The organism is Butyricimonas synergistica DSM 23225, from assembly GCF_000379665.1.
In the GTDB taxonomy this organism is placed as follows: domain Bacteria; phylum Bacteroidota; class Bacteroidia; order Bacteroidales; family Marinifilaceae; genus Butyricimonas; species Butyricimonas synergistica.
Genome location: NZ_KB903367.1, coordinates 298,457 through 316,494 on the forward strand (window position 1 = coordinate 298,457; position 18,038 = coordinate 316,494).

An 18,038-nucleotide genomic window follows, 5' to 3' on the forward strand; every position below is an offset into this window, starting at 1 on the left:
TCATTTTCAATTTTCAATTTTCAATTTTCAATTATTATGATGAAGGAGAATATACCAGAGCATGTGGCGATTATTATGGACGGGAATGGTCGCTGGGCAAAGCAAAGGGGCTTGGAAAGATGGGAAGGACACAAAGAAGGCGTGGAGGCCGTGAGGAGAGTGATTGATGCCGCCGGGCACGCGGGGATAAAGTATTTGACGTTGTATGCTTTTTCGATGGAGAATTGGAATCGACCCAAGAAGGAAGTGGATGTTTTGATGGGATTGATGGTAGATGCTATTGTTGCCGAAACGGATAATTTGATGAAAGAGGGGATTCGGGTTAGGGCTATCGGTAATTTGACCGATCTGCCGGACAAGGTGTATCAAAAATTAAACGGGTTGATTGAAAAAACTGCCTCGAATCAGAATCTGACAGTAGTGATCGCTTTGAGTTACGGAGCAAGATGGGAAATCTTGAATGCCGCAAAACAATTGATGAAAGATTGCCAGTCGGGGAAAGTGAAAGATATTGAGTCTGTTACGGAGATGGACTTCTCTGGGTATTTGACTACCGCGGGGATCCCCGATCCTGATTTGTTAATCCGCACAAGTGGCGAATGCAGGCTGAGTAATTTCCTTTTATGGCAGTTAGCGTACACTGAACTATATTTTCTTGATAAATTTTGGCCTGATTTTGAAAAAGAAGACTTATATTTGGCAGTTCGTAATTTTCAAAAAAGAGAGAGACGATTCGGTATGACCGGAGAGCAATTAAAAAAGTGACTCAGATGACAGGAAAAATAACGCTTTTATTAATATTTATATTGTGTGTTTGTGGGGCAAAAGCCCAGGTCGCAGATACGACAGGACAACAAGTTGATATCTATTATTCGACTCCGAAAACTTATGAGTTGGGTGGAGTGAAGGTCGTCGGCGGAGATTATGACGGGCTGGCATCCATCGCCGGGTTAACGGACGGAATGTCCATTCAAGTACCGGGTGAGGCTATCACTAAGGCGATCAAGAGGCTTTACGATCAAAATTTGTTCTCTAATATTTCTATCGCTGTCGATCGGATTGAAGGGGACAAGATATACCTGATTATGTATGTTCAGGAAAGGCATAAGCTTTCGAGAATCAATTATATCGGCTTGAAGAAATCCGAGGAGAATAAGATCAAGGAAAAGATGAATTTGTCGTTGGGATCACAGGTGACGGATTTCATGAAATCAAACTTGAAGATTCAAGTTGAGAAATATCTAAAGGAAAAAGGGTATTATAATACCAATATTAAAATCATCGAACGGGATGATCCGAAAGAGAAGAATTACGTCGTTCTGGATGTCATCGTGGAGAAGCACAATAAGATAAAGATCGACGAGATTATTATTAACGGAAACAAGCAGATGAAAGACGGTCGTCTGAAAGCCGCCATGAAAAAGACGAAAGAGAAATCGTTTATTAATTTCTTTAAGTCTGCGAAATATATCGAAAAGAATTATGACGAGGATAAATATAACCTTGTTGACAAATATAACGAGAAAGGTTTCCGTGATGCGGTGATTATTTCCGATAGCGTTGTTCAGGTTTCCCCGAAACGGGTGAAGATTTATATAGATGTACAGGAAGGAAATAAATATTACTTCAATAATATCTCTTGGGTTGGTAATACCATATATGATTCAGAAACGTTGAGCCGTTTGTTGAATATCAAAAAAGGAGATGTATATAATAGTAAGTATTTGAACGAACGTATTTCTTCTGATGAAGATGCCGTATCTAATATTTACCAGAATAACGGGTACTTGTTCTCTCGACTGATGCCGATAGAGACGATCGTGGGAGAGGATTCTATTAATCTGGAAGTCCGTGTTTCTGAAGGTTCTCAGGCTACTATTAATAAGGTACTTATTCGGGGAAATAACCGGACGCACGAGCACGTGATCCGCCGGGAATTGTACGTGTACCCGGGTGAGTTGTTTAGTCGGGAAGATATTATACGAAGTGCCCGTGAATTGGCTAATATGGGGCACTTTGACCCGGAACAGATCAAGCCGGACTTGTTGAATGTCAATCAAGAGGCGGGTACCGCGGATGTCGTGTTTGACCTGGTTGAGAAAGCAAACGATAAGATCGAGCTTTCCGGAGGTTGGGGTGCCGGTATGATTATCGGTTCGTTAGGGTTGACCTTCACGAACTTCTCTATCCGTAACATATTTAACTGGGATACTTATCGTCCTCTTCCGCAAGGAGACGGGCAGACATTCAGCTTGAAGGCTCAAACAAATGGTAAGTATTATACTTCGTTCAGCTTGTCTTTCCGCGAACCTTGGCTGGGAGGAAAGAAACCGAATTCATTAAGTGTTTCTTTGTATTTTTCTCGTCAGACAGGATTCTCTAGCAGTTACCGTAATTCCTATTACGCGCAAAGTGCAAATGCTTCGCAGTATTACGATACTCGCCAATTGATGCTTACTTACGGGTTTAGCGTGGGATTGGGGCGGCGTGTGAAATGGCCGGATGACTGGTTCACGATGTATAACGAGATTTCATTCCAACGTTATCAATTGAAGAATTGGCCTTATTACTTGATACAGAATGGTAATTCCAATAACTTGTCTATTGCGACCGTGATTAAGCGGAGTTCTATAGATAATCCCTTGTTCACGAAGAGAGGTAGTGAGTTCACGTTCTCTTTGACGTTGACACCTCCTTATTCTTTATTCTCTAACCGCCATTTCGAGGCAGAGAAAGATGAGGTTCGGTACAGATGGATCGAGTATCATAAATGGAAATTCAGTGGAAAGATTTTCACTCCTCTGACACATAGCGAGAAACGTCCGTTGGTGCTTTACGCTTCGGCACAATACGGGTACTTGGGATACTATGATAAAAACCGGAAATCTCCGTTCGAAGGATTCGAGATGGGTGGTGACGGAATGTCCGGATATAGTTTGTATGGGCGTGAATACGTGGGATTGCGCGGTTACGAGAACGGATCATTGACAAATGCGGGTTCCAGCTTCATGGCTCCGCAAGGATCTGATGCAAGTATGTATTCTAAATTCACGTTGGAATTGCGTTACCCGATTTCTTTGGCTCAGTCGGCTACGATATACGCCTTGGGATTCATGGAAGCCGGTAATTCATGGTACGAGTTGAAGGATTTCGAACCGTTCAATTTGTATCGTTCCGCGGGAGTTGGTTTGCGTGTATTCTTGCCGATGTTCGGATTGCTCGGTATCGACTGGGGATATGGATTTGACGATGTACCGGGACGTTCAGGTGCGGGTGGTTCACAATTCCACTTCGTGTTGGGACAAGAATTTTAAGGATTTTGTGATTGGTTGATCCTGTGATTTCGTGATTAAAATGGAATCACAGAATCGAGAATCATAAAATCACAGAATAAATTTGGGCTTATTTGCATACATTATGTATGTTGACTAGGAATGGAAAATTAATTTTATTACTTTTGTAGATCATATTTAAAGACAAACATTATGAAGAATACAGTAAAATTATTTGCCTTGGTGGCGTTTATATTTGTAGCATTTGCTGCTTCCGCTCAAACGGCAAAACCGATCAAATTGGGTCATCTCGACGTGCAAAAGTTAATGTCGGTAATGCCTGAATCTAAAAAAGCAGATGAAACGTTGCAAGCTAAACAAACGGAAATTCAAAAAGAAATGGCTTCTATGACTGAAACTTATCAAAAGTTACTTCAGGAGTATCAGGCAAACGAGAAAACATATACGGATTTAGTACGTGCCAACAAGGAACAAGAAATTAGAAGTTTGGGTGAGAGAATCCAAAATTTCCGGGAGTTGGCAGATCAACAATTGCAAGAAACTTACAATAAATTGATGGGTGAAATCATGGAGAAAATCCAGAAAGCAGCTCAGGAGGTAGGTAAGGAGAATGGCTTTACTTATATCTTCACGATGAACGCTTTATTGTTTGCAGCCGATAATAGCGAGGATGTATTACCTTTGATGAAGAAAAAATTAGGTCTTCAATAATACGATATATTAAGAAAAATAAAGTCGCCCGAAAAGGCGGCTTTTTTTTTGATTAGTTAGGAATAAAAGGTATATTAGCAGCTATTAAACGATAAAATTTAGATATATGTCTTGTCCGATAGGGGTGTTTGATTCAGGTTACGGGGGATTGACAATATTGAAAGATATTGTGAAGGAAATGCCGGAATACGATTATATCTACTTGGGTGATAATGCCCGTACGCCTTACGGGATGCGTTCTTTTGACGTGGTGTATAAATATACGCGGGAGGCGGTGTTGAAATTATTCGATATGGGATGCCGTTTGGTGATCCTCGCTTGCAATACGGCTTCGGCGAAAGCGTTGAGGACGATACAACAGGTGGATTTGCCCCGGATAGATGCCCAGAGGAGAGTGCTAGGGGTTATTCGACCTAGCGTGGAAGCAGTTGCCGATTTTACACGTAACGGGCATATCGGAGTGCTGGCGACCTCGGGTACGGTTGCCTCCGAGTCCTATCTGTTGGAAATTGCGAAAATTCATTCGGAGAAAGGATTTCAAGTGTCACAACTAGCTTGTCCGATGTGGGTACCTCTCGTTGAAAACAACGAGATCGATTCTCCGGGGGCGGCTTTTTTTGTGCAAAAATATATAGATATATTGATGCAGAACGACCCGAAGATCGACACGATCGTGTTGGCGTGCACGCATTACCCTCTTTTACGAGGGGTCATTGACCGTTTTGTACCTCAAGGGGTTGCGGTGATTCAGCAGGGAGAGATCGTGGCGCGGAGTTTGAAAGATTATTTATGTCGTCATTCCGAGATGGAGCGAATGCTTTCACGAGGGAGGCAAGTGGAATTCTTCACCACGGAAAAAGGAGGAATGTTTGATAAGATGGCAACTTTATTTATGCAGGCGGATGTGGTGTCCAGGCATATAGAAATATAAGATTTATGATTTACGATTCAAGGCATGGGAAGTGGGCAGGAATCTAAAATTTGAAATCAATAAATCTAAAATTGAAGACGGTTATGAACGAGCAGGAAATGATTAACGCGGCTTTCGAGGATTTATTGCAATCCTTGCGAAAGGGAACGACAGAAGAGAGTAAAAAAATGATTCGTACGGCTTTTGAATTTGCCCGGGAAGCACATCAAGGGGTAAAGCGGAAGTCCGGTGAACCTTATATATTACATCCGATAGCGGTCGCTAAGGTGGCGGCAACAGAGATCGGGTTGGGGACGAAGTCGGTTATTGCGGCTTTGTTGCATGATGTCGTGGAAGATACGGATTACACGGTGGAAGATATCGCAAACTTGTTCGGGGCAAAGATTGCTTCCCTCGTGGACGGGTTGACCAAGATCAGTGAAGCGATGGGAAGTGACACCACGAAGCAGGCGGAGAGTTTTCGAAAGATGATCTTGACGCTGGCGGATGACGTGCGTGTTATTCTGATTAAGATTGCTGACCGTTTGCATAATATGCGTACTTTGGATGCGATGCCAGAACACAAGCAGGTGAAGATTGCCAGTGAAACCTTGTATATATATGCCCCTTTGGCTCATCGCATGGGATTGCATGCGATCAAGACGGAGTTGGAGGATTTGAGTTTGAAGTATGAGAATCCGCTTGAATACCAGGAATTGGAAAAGAGGATTCATGCTTACCGGGACGAGAATACCGGGTTGTACCAGCGGTTTATCGCCCCTATCCGGGAGCGTTTGACAGAGAGCGGCTACCAGTATGAAATTACTGCCCGGACAAAAAGCGTGTATTCGGTGTGGTCGAAGATGCAGCGCAGGCATATTTCTTTCGAGGAGATTTATGACTTGCTTGCAGTGAGGATCGTGTTTGAGCCGAAGGACAACCAACCGGAAAAATGGCAGTGTTGGAATATCTATTCTTTAATCACGGATATGTATAGCCCGAAGCCGGAAAGGATTCGGGATTGGGTGAGTGTTCCCAAGGCGAACGGTTACGAGGCATTGCATCTGACCGTCATGGGACCCGGCGGTAAGTGGATTGAGGTGCAAATCCGTTCCCGGAGAATGGATGAGATTGCAGAAAAAGGACTTGCCGCCCATTGGAAATATAAAGGCGATAATGCCGAGGCGAGTAACGAGGTGGATAAGTGGTTGGCGGGAATTAAGGAGATGTTGGAGCAACCCGGTACGGATGCTTTGGAATTTCTGGACGAGTTCAAGCTGAATCTGTTTGCCAAAGAGATTCGCGTGTTTACGCCCAAAGGAGATATGCGCACCTTGCCTAAAGGGGCTACCGTGTTGGACTTCGCTTATGACATTCACACGGAAATCGGGAGTTCGTGTATCGGGGGAAAGGTGAACCATAAATTGGTGCCGATGAGCCACGTGTTGCTGAGTGGCGACCAAGTGGAAGTGTTGACGAGCGATAAGCAAAAGCCGCAGAGTGATTGGTTGGATTTTATCGTGACGGCTAAGGCAAGAAATAATATACTGATGATATTCCGGCGGGAGAGGAAGGAGCAAGTGAAGATAGGGACGATGATGTTCGAGAATTTGTTGGAAGATATGAAATTGCCCTTTGGCACGGAGAACCTGAATAAGGCTTTGTTGCATTTGAAATTGGATTGTAAAGATGATCTCTATATCAGTTTGGCAAAGGGAAATCTGAATATTGAGGAGGTACGGAAGGCGCTGAAGAAAAAGTCCGAGAATAAATTCGTGAAGTACTGGAAATTGCAGTTCTTCAAAAGTGATAAAGAAAAGGTGCCGGTAGAGAAGGAGGAGGGGAAAGTGATAAACGATATGACGGAGGATGCCTCGGATTTTATTGTTGCTCCTTGTTGTAACCCGATTCCGGGCGATGACGTGGTGGGTATGAAGATCGAGGGCGATAAGATTACCGTGCACAAGCGTAAATGCCCGGAAGCTATTCGCTTGATGTCCAGTTACGGGGATAAAATAGTCCCGGTGAAGTGGGTGAGCCACAAGATCATGTCCTTTCTCGCGGTGATTAAATTGAACGGGATCGATAGTATCGGAATAGTCAGCGATATTACGATGATTATTTCAAAAGAGAGTAACGTGAATATGCGTACCGTGCATTTTGAAACGAAGGACGGAATCTTTGAAGGTATGATCCATCTTTACGTGCATAACACGGCTGACTTGAATAATTTAATGATGAAAATATCATCTCTAAAGGGTGTTGAGAACGTTTCGAGAGTAGAGAATTTGGACGCCTAATTAAATTTCGTCTAAATAGTGAGTTTTCTTCAGATAAAAGTTGTAACTTAGCCATGTTGTAAATTGAATTAGCTTTGGACTCGATGGAAAAAATAAAGGAGACAGTAAAAGAGATTTTTACTACTTACCTGCAACAGAAAGGACATCGTAAGACGCCCGAGAGATATGCCATTTTGGATGAGATTTATTCCCATGCCGGTCATTTTGATATAGAATCCCTGTATGTGTTTATGAAAAACAAGAATTACAGGGTGAGCCGTGCCACTTTGTATAACACGATAGATTTGTTGTTGGAATGCAAGCTGGTTATCAAACATCAATTCGGGAATAATATCGCTCAATTCGAGCGGGCTTACAATAATAAGAAGCATGAGCACATCGTGTGTAAAATATGTGGGAAGGTAGAGGAATTTTCAGATTCCCGTTTGGAAGAGATCGTGGAACACGTGGAGGAGAAGTATGATTTCTCTGTGCACCATCATATGCTTTATATTTATGGTATTTGTCACAACTGCAAGTTGGCGGGAAAGAAATAAATATTATTTTTGTACGTTTGTTTTTTAAGGAGTTTTTTTAATTTGCTGGTTGTCGCGGTCTTGTGTGGCAATCAATCTAAAAATGTATCAGATGAAAGTAGATGTTTTGTTGGGACTGCAATGGGGAGATGAAGGAAAAGGGAAGGTGGTCGACGTGTTGACCCCGAGGTATGATGTCGTGGCTCGTTTTCAAGGAGGACCTAATGCCGGTCATACACTTGAATTTGAAGGACAAAAATATGTTCTTCGTTCTATCCCTTCCGGAATATTTCAAGGTGATAAAGTGAATATTATCGGAAACGGCGTGGTGCTCGATCCCGCTTTATTTAAAGCAGAGGCAGAAGCTCTATCCGCGTCCGGACATGATCTTAAAAAGAAACTTCATATATCCAAGAAAGCACATTTGATCCTGCCTACTCATCGTTTCCTGGATGCGGCTTATGAAGCGGCTAAAGGGGATGCAAAGGTAGGAACTACAGGAAAAGGGATTGGACCGACATACACGGATAAGGTTAGCCGGAATGGAGTACGTGTCGGGGATATCCTGCATGACTTTGAAAATAAATATGCTAAAGCAAAAGTTCGTCACGAGGAAATATTGAAAAGTTTGAATTTTTCTTATGATTTGACGGAGGTCGAAAAGGAATGGATGGAGGGTATCGAATACCTGAAGCAATTCAAACTTATCGATAGTGAGCATGAAATAAATCAATACCTGGATAACGAAAAATCTATTCTGGCAGAGGGGGCACAAGGCACGATGCTGGATATTGATTTCGGTTCTTATCCTTTTGTGACTTCTTCCAACACGGTATGTGCCGGAGCTTGTACTGGACTAGGGGTTGCTCCTCGTCGTATCGGTGAAGTGTACGGGATATTCAAGGCTTACTGTACCCGTGTCGGGAGCGGCCCTTTCCCTACGGAATTGAATAACGAAACGGGAGAGAAGTTGTGTGATCTGGGACACGAGTTCGGTTCAGTGACAGGACGCAGACGTCGTTGCGGTTGGGTAGACTTAGTGGCTTTGAAATACGCGATCATGATAAACGGGGTGACTCAATTAATTATGATGAAAAGCGACGTGCTGGATACTTTCGACACGATACAGGCTTGCGTGGCTTACGAGTTGAACGGAGAGGAAGTCGATTATTTCCCGTATGATATTACGGAAGGTGTGAAGCCAGTATATGCTGAACTGCCGGGATGGAAATGCGATATGACCAAGATGACTTCGGAGGATGAATTCCCGGAGGAATTCAATAACTATCTCGCCTTCCTGGAAGAAGAGACCGGGGTTCCGGTGAAGATTGTATCCGTGGGTCCGGATCGGGATCAGACGATCATTCGCTATACAGAAGAATAAAAGAAAGCTGCGAAAGCAGCTTTCTTTATTTTATATAATGTAATACACGCTTATTCCTGCGATATATCCTAAGATCGTCATCCAAGTGATGTGTTTCAGGTACCACATAAAATTGATTGTTCCATACCCATCACGACGACTCCGGCGGCAGAACCGATAATCAGAATGCTACCGCCCGTACCGGCGCAATATGCCAGTAGTTCCCAGAAAGCACCGTCCGTGGTGAAGTTCATCATATAGCCGGAGAGAGGTACTCCGCCTGTGTGAACGAGTGGGTACATACCCATAGCAGCAGCAACGAGCGGGACGTTGTCTATAATAGAAGACAAGAAACCAATGATGATATTAATGAAGTACACGTTGTGCAGTTTATCATTTAAGAAACTTGCCATCTGATCTAGTACCCCGACGACTTGCAGGGCGGCAACAGCCATCAATATTCCCAGGAAAAAGAGTAAGGTGGGATAGTCGATCTTTGCGAGGATAGAAGGGATGCGATGTACTTTGTCCGGGGATATATCCTTTTTCCGGTTATAGAGGATTTCCGTGTATATCCATATACCCCCTAAAGCTAACATGATGCCCATGAAAGGGGGAAGATTCGTGAGTTCCTTAAATATTGGAACGAAAAGGAGGCTACCGATACCTAGGGCGAGAATCGTGATTTGCTCTTTGCGTGTTATGGCTAACGGTGTTGCCGAATCGTTTGTCGGTTGGGATTGTGTCGTTCCTTTTATTTGGAACGTGGTGATTACCAATGGAATTAGCAGGGATGTGAAACTGGGGAGGAATAAATGCCGGATAACGTTCATGGAAGTGATATTATCATGAATCCAAAGCATGATGGTCGTTACATCCCCGATGGGCGTCCAGGCTCCCCCGGCATTGGCGGCAATGATGATGATACTCCCGAATATCCAACGTTCCCGTTGCTCCGGGATCAGACGCCGCAGGAGCATTACCATGACAATAGCAGTTGTCAGGTTATCCAAAATAGAGGACAGAATGAAAGTAAGAAACGCGATGATCCAAAGGAGTTTTCTTTTATCTTGGGTCGTGATTTTCCGGGTGAGTAATGCAAACCCCTCGTGGGTATCGACCCACTCGACCACGGTCATAGCCCCGAGCAGGTAGAATAGGATTTCAGCCGTATTCCCGAGATGGTCGATAATCTGGGTGTTTATGTTCAAGGTCGTCTGGTGTAAAGAGAAAACCCATAGGATGATTCCCAGTACGAGTGCCATGGCGGTTTTGTTGATTTCGAGTTGTTTTTCTAGTGCTATAAAAACGTATCCCAAGATGAATGTGATGATGATGGGTGGTATCATGGTTATGAACTTTTTGGACTGAATTGTATCTTTCATACGTAATTTTGCGTAGATTGGTTTATCTTTGTGGTGAACATGAGGTTAAAGTAAATGTGATACGATATGATGACATGGGATTTTTTCTTTCGGCTACTGGTTGCCGGGGTATTGGGGGCTATTATTGGATTGGATCGGGAATACCGGGCAAAGGAAGCCGGGTTTCGGACACATTTTTTAGTTGCTTTGGGAAGCGCCTTGTTTATGATTGTATCCAAATACGGGTTCAGTGATATTTTAGGAGAAACGGGAATTGGGCTTGACCCGAGTCGTATTGCGGCGCAGGTAGTGAGCGGTATAGGTTTCCTGGGAGCGGGTACGATTATTATTCAGAAATTGTTTGTCCGGGGATTGACCACGGCTGCCGGGATATGGGCAACATCCGCCATTGGGTTGGCAGTGGGAGCCGGGCAATATTGGTTGGGAGTATGTGCCATGTTGCTGACATTGTTGGGGCTGGAAGGACTCGGGTACGTGTTCCAGAAAATCAGCCAGCGAAATGTATTATTGGTGTTCACTACAACAAGCCAAGAGGTTATAAAAGAAGTTACGGATGAAATAAAACGGAAAAAACATTCGATTAGTTCTTATTCCACGGAGTCTTCCAAGTTGGGTGATTTGACAACCTACCGGGTGACCATGGTCATTCGTACCCATAAAACGGGGGATGAAACTTTACTATTCCAGTTTATTCAGCATCTTCCGGATGTCATCATTGATCGGATGGAATAAAAAAAAGCGACCTTCTGGTCGCTTTTTTTATTAGTTTCCGTGTTTGGAATGTAATTTCAGTCGCATTAGGCGAAGGTCTTCTTCTGAATAATCGCCTTCGAATTCATCGTACGCATCCCCGATGTTGTCGCTTTTGGCTTCCATGAAATAATCCATGATCTCTTGCTGTTGCTCGTCATCCAAAATCTTATTGATGTAATAGTCAATATTCAGTTTGGTGCCCGAGAACACGATGGCTTCCATTTCCTTGATGAGTTCTTCAAAGGTTAATCCCTCGGCAGAAGCGATGTCTTCAAGGTCAATCTGGCGGTCGATATTCTGTATGATATATACTTTGAATTTCGATTTGTTGGCAACAGTTTTTACCACCAGGTCTTGGGCTCTTTCGATCTCGTTGTCTTCCACGTATTGTTTGATAACCTCGACGAATTCTTGCCCGTATTTCTGTGCTTTGCCGGAACCAACCCCCTGGATGTTTGCCAACTCTTCCAACGTGATGGGGTAGTTGGTACACATATCTTCCAGTGAAGGGTCTTGGAATATCACGTATGGCGGCAAATTGTTTTTCTTGGCAATCTTTTTCCGTAAGTCTTTCAGTATGGCAAACAAGGTGTTGTCAAGTGCTGATACTCCTCCCTTTTCCTGAAGTTTCTCCTCAGATTCTTCAAAATTATGATCTTCCATCAGCATAAAGTCTTTAGGTTCCTTTAAAAATGCGAGTCCATCTTCCGTGAGTTTAATGACCCCGTATTGTTCAATATCTTTTTCTATATAATTACTAATCAATGCCCGTCTGAAAACCATGTTCCAGAATTGAGCGTTTTTGTCGGAGCCGACACCAAAAGATTCCAGCTCGTCATGATGATACGATTTTATGATAGAATCGGTTTCCCCAAGTAGAATTTTTACCAAGTAATCTACCTTGAACTTTTCTTTGACCTCGAGGATGGTATTAAGCGCATCGATCAAGAATTCCTTGCCCTCGAATTCTTTTTTCGGGAACAAGCAGTTGTCACAAGCACCGCAATTCTCTTCATCATAATTTTCCCCGAAATAGTGCAATAACACTTTTCTCCGGCATAAAGATGTCTCGGCGTAAGAAACGGTTTCCATCAAAAGTTGTTTCCCGATCTCCTGTTCGGCGATGGGTTTCCCTTGCATGAATTTTTCTAGTTTCTGAATATCCTTGTAACTGTAAAAAGTCAGGCAATAGCCTTCACCCCCGTCACGTCCTGCACGTCCTGTTTCCTGGTAATACCCTTCCAAACTCTTGGGAATATCATAGTGAATGACGAAACGTACGTCCGGTTTGTCAATCCCCATTCCGAAAGCGATGGTGGCAACAATCACGTTTACTTCTTCCATCAAGAATTTGTCTTGATTGGCACTACGGGCGGCAGCATCCATCCCGGCATGATAGCTGGCGGCTTTGATACCGTTCACGCAAAGCATTTCCGTGAGCTCTTCCACTTTTTTACGGCTGAGGCAATAGATGATACCGGATTTCCCCTCGTTGTTTTTGATAAACTTGATAATATCTTTTGTCGGGTCTATTTTCGGACGAACTTCATAATAGAGGTTTGAACGATTGAAAGAAGATTTGAATACCCGAGCATCAAGCATATCCAGATTCTTCTGGATGTCATGTTGTACTTTCGGGGTAGCCGTTGCCGTCAAGGCAATGATTGGGGCTTTCCCGATTTGCTCCACGATCGGTCTGATCTTCCGGTATTCCGTGCGGAAGTCGTGTCCCCATTCCGAAATACAGTGAGCCTCGTCGACGGCAAAGAAAGAAATCTTGACTTTACGTAGAAATTCGATATTACTTTCCTTGGTCAAGGATTCCGGCGCCACATATAACAACTTGGTCTTTCCGTTTAGTACATCCTCTTTTACATTTAAAATATCACTTTTGCTGAGTGAAGAATTCATGAAGTGGGCAACCCCCTCTGATGCACTGAAGGAACGCATGGCATCTACCTGATTTTTCATAAGAGCAATCAAAGGAGATATCACAATAGCGGTTCCGTCGAGTATTAGTGCAGGCAATTGATAACATAAAGATTTGCCCCCACCCGTTGGCATCAGAACAAACGTGTTGTTCCCGGCAAGTACATTCTTTATGATCTCTTCCTGGTTTCCTTTGAAATTATCAAAGCCGAAATACTCTTTTAATTTAGCATGTAAATCTATCTGCAATCCCATTGTTTTTTTTAATTTTCACACACCCTGTTTTTAGACGGGTGCGCAAATTTATAATTTAATTTGTTTTTCCAAACAAAATATTCAATAATAAATCTATCACCACTCGTTTTTAAGCTATCATAAAAAATGATACTTTTGTCCCTAGTAAAGTTATAGCAAAAAATGATAAGTGCAATAGTTTTTTGTTTTTTTTGCTCGGCTCATAATTTTGAAATAAATAAATAGAATCTGGAAGCATGGTAGATATTAAGGCAGTTGCAATAAAAGTAATTCAGGATGAGGCAGAAGCCATTCGAAATCTAACAAATTATATCGACGAGGATTTTGAAGCAGTTGTTAAATTAATATACGAAAGCAAGGGGCGTGTCATCGTCACCGGGATAGGGAAAAGTGCCATTATAGCGACAAAAATGGTCGCCACGATGAATTCTACGGGTACTCCGGCTGTTTTTATGCATGCGGCGGATGCCATTCACGGAGATTTGGGAATGATCCGTGAGGAAGACGTGGTGATTTGCGTGTCCAAGAGTGGAAATACGCCGGAAATAAAAGTATTGATACCTTTGATCCGCAATAACGGAAATAAAAATATCGTGGCGATGGTGTCCAATACAGATTCATTTCTGGCTAAAAATGCACTTTATATATTAAAGGCAAAAGTGGAAAAAGAGGCTTGTCCTTTAAATTTAGCTCCCACAAATTCAACTACGGCACAGTTAGTGCTGGGAGATGCACTAGCGATGTGTTTGATTGAATGTAGAAGTTTCTCAAGTAGGGATTTTGCCAAATATCATCCGGGAGGAACTCTTGGAAAACGGCTTTATACGCGGGTTGCAGATGTTTATGATTGTGACAATCGCCCGAATATCCGAATGGATGCCGGAATTCGCCCGGTAATTCTCGCGATGTCGAAAGGACGTTTGGGAGCTGTGGCGATCGTGGATGATGAAGAGCATTTGCTAGGAATTATCACGGACGGGGACTTGCGGCGGATGATGGAGAAATACGAGGACGTGGACGGATTGACGGCAAAAGATATTATGTCGAAATCTCCTAAAACTATCTCGGAAGAAGAGTTGGCTTATAACGCTTACCGGATGATGGAACAGAATAGTATCACGCAATTGGTCGTGGTCGACCGGGAGAATCACTATAAAGGAATGGTACACATACATGACATATTGCGCGAAGGAGTGGTATGATTTTTGATTCAGTGATTTGCGATTGAGTGATTGTATATATCATGGTGTAGGGGTGATAATCATGAAATCATAAATCTCAGAATTGTAAATTTAAAAATATGGTACATATAAAGTTGTGTTTAGTATTCATTTTGGCGGCGTGGGTTTCTGTGTTGAATGCTCAGACTACGAAGGTGAGGGGGACTGTAACCGATGCGGAAACGGGAGAACCGTTGCCCTTGGTGAGTATTATTTTCGTGGGAACGACTATCGGGGTGACAACAGATTTCGACGGGAATTATTATATCGAAACTCGGGAGAACGTGAGCGAAATAATGGCTGCTTATGTTTCGTATGAAAAACAGACCGTGCCGATTAAAAAAGGAGCTTTTAACACGATAGATTTCAAGTTGGTGCCCATTGTCACGGATTTGGATGAAGTGAGCGTGACGCCGGGTGAGAATCCAGCTCATGCCATATTGCGTAATATCTCGAAGAACAAGAAAAAGAACAATCCGGCGGAGAAGGAATCGTATAGCTACACCACGTACACGAAGATGGAATTGGATGTAGCCAATCTGAAACCGCAGTTTCGGAATAAAAAATTGCAGAAGAACTTCGGTTTTATTTTCCAGTACATGGATACTTCCGCTATCACGGGGAAGGCTTATTTGCCGGTTATGATCTCCGAGGCTTCGGCGGATTATTATTATCGACGTTCTCCCCGGTTGTCACGGGAAGTCGTGAAAGCGAGCAGGATTTCCGGTATTGAAGAGGATTACAGCCTCGCGCAGTTTACGGGGCATTTACACGTGAACGTGAATTTGTATGACAACTACATCAATATTTTTGAGGTAAATTTTGTCAGTCCCCTGTGTGACCACGGTTTGTTGTACTACAAGTATTTTCTGGTCGATAGCGTGCAGAAGGACGGCAGAAAGATATATAAGATTCGTTTTCATCCTAAAGGAAAATCAACGCCCGTGTTTGATGGCGAGGTGAATATCGATTCCACGACTTGGGCGTTGGAGTCCGCGCAGATGCGTATGACAAAGGATTTGAACGTGAACTGGATTAAAGATTTGGCGGTCGAGACTACCAATGAATTGATCAACGATTCGATTTGGTTTCTAAAACAGGATAAAATCTTGGCTGACTTTACCGTGCAAATGCGAGATTCTTCCAAATTGATTTCTTTCATGGGACATCGGCAAATTGATTATTCCAACGTGAAAGTAAATGAAGCTATTCCGGCGGATATATTGAAACTGGATAACGAGGTCATTATAAATAAAAATGTTCTCCAAAATGACGAGAACTATTGGCAGACGGTGCGTCCTTACCAGTTATCGGAAAAAGAACAGAATATATATAATATGGTAGATTCAATTAAAAATGTTCCGCTCTACCAGAATATATATGATATGATACAGACCATTTTCCTAGGGTACTATAACACGAAATACGTGGGATTCGGACCTTATTACAAGCTGTTTAGTTTTAATAAACTTGAAGGAAGCCGCTTCCAGTTGGGAGCGAAAACAACCAGTGATTTCAGTAAACGGATACGGCTTTCGGGTTATGGCGCGTATAGCACGAAGGACGGGGAATTCAAGGGCGGTGGAACCGTGGAGTATATGTTCAACAATCAACCTACTTCAAAATTGACAGTCAGCGGGAAACATGACGTGTTGCAGCTGGGGGCGAGCGAGAATGCTTTTTCCACGGGTAACATCTTGAGTTCCATATTTTCCCGGGGAAATAACGAGAAATTGACTATGATTAATGAGTTTGATTTCCGTTACGAGAAAGAATGGAGGCAAGGTTTTTCCAATAGTTTTGCTCTCGAATATCGCCAGATGTACCCGACGAAATACGTCGATTTTGTTCGTCCGGACGGGAAGGAACTGAATCAAATTCACACGACGCAATTTCGCTTGGGAACACGCTTGTCAAAGAACGAGATTGTGGTGCGGCAGGATTTTGATAAAGTTTCCATGGGGTCGGATTTTCCGATCGTGAGTATCGACCTCGTGGCAGGATTGAAAGGTGTGTTGAACAGTGATTACGAGTATTACCGGGCACAGCTGTCCATACAGCATGATGTACAAATTGCTCCTATCGGTTATAGCGATTTTATGCTTACTGGAGGGAAAATATTCGGGAAAGTCCCGTATCCCTTGTTGAAGTTGCACGAGGGAAATGCGACCTATTTCTATGACCCGTATGCTTTCTCGTGCATGAACTTCTACGAGTTCGCTTCAGATCTGTGGGGAGCGGTATTCTGGGAACATCATTTCAGGGGATTTTTCCTGAGTAAGATACCTTTGATGAAACGGTTGAAATGGCGTGAAGTCGCCACGGTGAAGGCTTTGTGGGGAAGGTTGTCAGATAAAAATAACGGAAGTTTGCCGAATACCGATGCAGTATTGCTTTTCCCGGACGGGATGTCGTCCGTGTCCAAGCCTTATATCGAGGCGGGTGTCGGCGTGGAGAATATTTTGCGCTTGATCCGGGTAGATGCCATTTGGCGATTGACACACCGGGGCGATCGTTCCGGTCAGAAAGTGGATAATTTCGCAATTAATTTTTCCATACATCTAAATTTCTAATAATTTTCATTTTTCATTTTTCAAATTTCAATTGTAAAAGACTATCTTAGCGCGATAAAACTGAAAGATATGAAATTAAGAGCCGAGGACTTGGTAAAGAAATACAAAAGCCGAACTGTGGTTAAGGGTGTTTCCGTGAACGTGGAGCAAGGGGAGATTGTCGGTCTGTTGGGACCGAACGGGGCGGGAAAGACAACTTCGTTTTACATGATCGTGGGGTTGATTAAACCGAACGGCGGGCGTATATTCTTGGATGACCGGGAGATCACGAAAGAACCGGTGTATCGCCGGGCTCAGTTGGGTGTGGGATACTTGGCTCAGGAAGCTTCTGTTTTCCGGCAATTGAGCGTGGAGGATAATATCAAGGCGGTGTTAGAGATGAGTACTTTCTCGAAAGAGTATCAACGTGATCGCTTGGAAGAAATGCTCGACGAGTTCGGTTTGCAACATATCCGGAAGAGCAAGGGAATCCAATTGTCAGGAGGGGAGCGTCGGCGTACGGAGATTGCCCGGGCTTTGTCAATTGCCCCGAAATTTATTCTTTTGGATGAACCTTTTGCCGGGGTTGACCCTATTGCCGTGGAGGATATCCAGAGCATCGTGCAGAAATTGAAGGATAAAAATATCGGGATTTTAATTACCGACCATAACGTGCAAGAAACCTTGTGTATTACCGACCGGGCTTATTTGTTGTATGACGGTCGTATTTTACAGTCGGGTACAGCGGAGGATTTGGCTAATGATCCGGAAGTTAGACGGGTTTACCTCGGGAAAAATTTCGAGTTGAGAAGAAAGAAATAAAAAAACGTGCAAATCGTTTTGCTTTTCACG

The 18,038-nt window shown here is 43.3% G+C and carries 13 protein-coding genes; 11 read left to right on the forward strand and 2 right to left on the reverse strand.

Features of this window, described 5'->3' with window-relative positions; translation table 11 throughout:
* The first annotated feature begins 36 nt into the window (after nucleotides 1-36).
* The 7 genes from A3CY_RS0113680 to A3CY_RS0113710 all read left to right on the forward strand — a co-directional run bounded on the left by A3CY_RS0113680 (nucleotide 37) and on the right by A3CY_RS0113710 (nucleotide 9,113).
* Nucleotides 37-765 carry an isoprenyl transferase gene (locus A3CY_RS0113680; RefSeq protein WP_026207665.1) on the forward strand — a complete coding sequence of 243 codons (729 nt, stop codon included), beginning with the start codon at nucleotides 37-39 and terminating at the stop codon, nucleotides 763-765.
* Between the two features lie 5 nt (nucleotides 766-770).
* The gene (locus A3CY_RS0113685) at nucleotides 771-3,314 is read left to right on the forward strand and encodes a BamA/OMP85 family outer membrane protein (protein ID WP_018338497.1); all 2,544 of its coding nucleotides are present in this window, start codon (nucleotides 771-773) and stop codon (nucleotides 3,312-3,314) included.
* 171 nt (nucleotides 3,315-3,485) lie between these two features.
* Nucleotides 3,486-4,004, forward strand: a complete 519-nt coding sequence (locus A3CY_RS0113690; RefSeq protein WP_018338498.1) for an OmpH family outer membrane protein — start codon at nucleotides 3,486-3,488, stop codon at nucleotides 4,002-4,004.
* A 106-nt stretch (nucleotides 4,005-4,110) separates the two neighbouring features.
* Nucleotides 4,111-4,935 carry a glutamate racemase gene (murI, locus tag A3CY_RS0113695; RefSeq protein WP_018338499.1) on the forward strand — a complete coding sequence of 275 codons (825 nt, stop codon included), beginning with the start codon at nucleotides 4,111-4,113 and terminating at the stop codon, nucleotides 4,933-4,935.
* Nucleotides 4,936-5,018: 83 nt separating this feature from the next.
* A complete protein-coding gene (locus tag A3CY_RS0113700) occupies nucleotides 5,019-7,214 on the forward strand; it encodes a RelA/SpoT family protein (protein ID WP_018338500.1) in 2,196 nt (731 codons plus the stop codon).
* A gap of 83 nt (nucleotides 7,215-7,297) precedes the next feature.
* On the forward strand, nucleotides 7,298-7,750 hold the full coding sequence (locus tag A3CY_RS0113705) for a Fur family transcriptional regulator (RefSeq protein ID WP_018338501.1): 453 nt from the start codon (nucleotides 7,298-7,300) through the stop codon (nucleotides 7,748-7,750).
* A gap of 91 nt (nucleotides 7,751-7,841) precedes the next feature.
* Entirely contained in the window at nucleotides 7,842-9,113 is a 1,272-nt protein-coding gene (locus tag A3CY_RS0113710; protein ID WP_018338502.1) for an adenylosuccinate synthase, read from the forward strand.
* Nucleotides 9,114-9,208: 95 nt separating this feature from the next.
* Here the strand turns inward: A3CY_RS0113710 and nhaD are convergent, their stop codons facing one another.
* Nucleotides 9,209-10,477: a sodium:proton antiporter NhaD gene (gene nhaD / locus A3CY_RS21085; protein ID WP_316928937.1), complete on the reverse strand. Its 1,269-nt coding sequence runs from the start codon at nucleotides 10,475-10,477 to the stop codon at nucleotides 9,209-9,211.
* A 69-nt stretch (nucleotides 10,478-10,546) separates the two neighbouring features.
* Here nhaD and A3CY_RS0113720 point away from each other — a divergent pair, with 69 nt between their 5' ends.
* A complete protein-coding gene (locus tag A3CY_RS0113720; protein ID WP_026207666.1) occupies nucleotides 10,547-11,209 on the forward strand; it encodes an MgtC/SapB family protein in 663 nt (220 codons plus the stop codon).
* 30 nt (nucleotides 11,210-11,239) lie between these two features.
* Here the strand turns inward: A3CY_RS0113720 and recQ are convergent, their stop codons facing one another.
* Nucleotides 11,240-13,414, reverse strand: a complete 2,175-nt coding sequence (gene recQ, locus A3CY_RS0113725) for a DNA helicase RecQ (RefSeq protein WP_018338504.1) — start codon at nucleotides 13,412-13,414, stop codon at nucleotides 11,240-11,242.
* Nucleotides 13,415-13,650: 236 nt separating this feature from the next.
* Here recQ and A3CY_RS0113730 point away from each other — a divergent pair, with 236 nt between their 5' ends.
* The 3 genes from A3CY_RS0113730 to lptB all read left to right on the forward strand — a co-directional run bounded on the left by A3CY_RS0113730 (nucleotide 13,651) and on the right by lptB (nucleotide 18,008).
* Nucleotides 13,651-14,616, forward strand: a complete 966-nt coding sequence (locus tag A3CY_RS0113730) for a KpsF/GutQ family sugar-phosphate isomerase (RefSeq protein WP_018338505.1) — start codon at nucleotides 13,651-13,653, stop codon at nucleotides 14,614-14,616.
* A gap of 98 nt (nucleotides 14,617-14,714) precedes the next feature.
* A complete protein-coding gene (locus A3CY_RS0113735; protein ID WP_018338506.1) occupies nucleotides 14,715-17,207 on the forward strand; it encodes a DUF5686 and carboxypeptidase-like regulatory domain-containing protein in 2,493 nt (830 codons plus the stop codon).
* Between the two features lie 69 nt (nucleotides 17,208-17,276).
* Entirely contained in the window at nucleotides 17,277-18,008 is a 732-nt protein-coding gene (lptB, locus tag A3CY_RS0113740) for an LPS export ABC transporter ATP-binding protein (protein WP_018338507.1), read from the forward strand.
* Nucleotides 18,009-18,038: the final 30 nt, after the last annotated feature.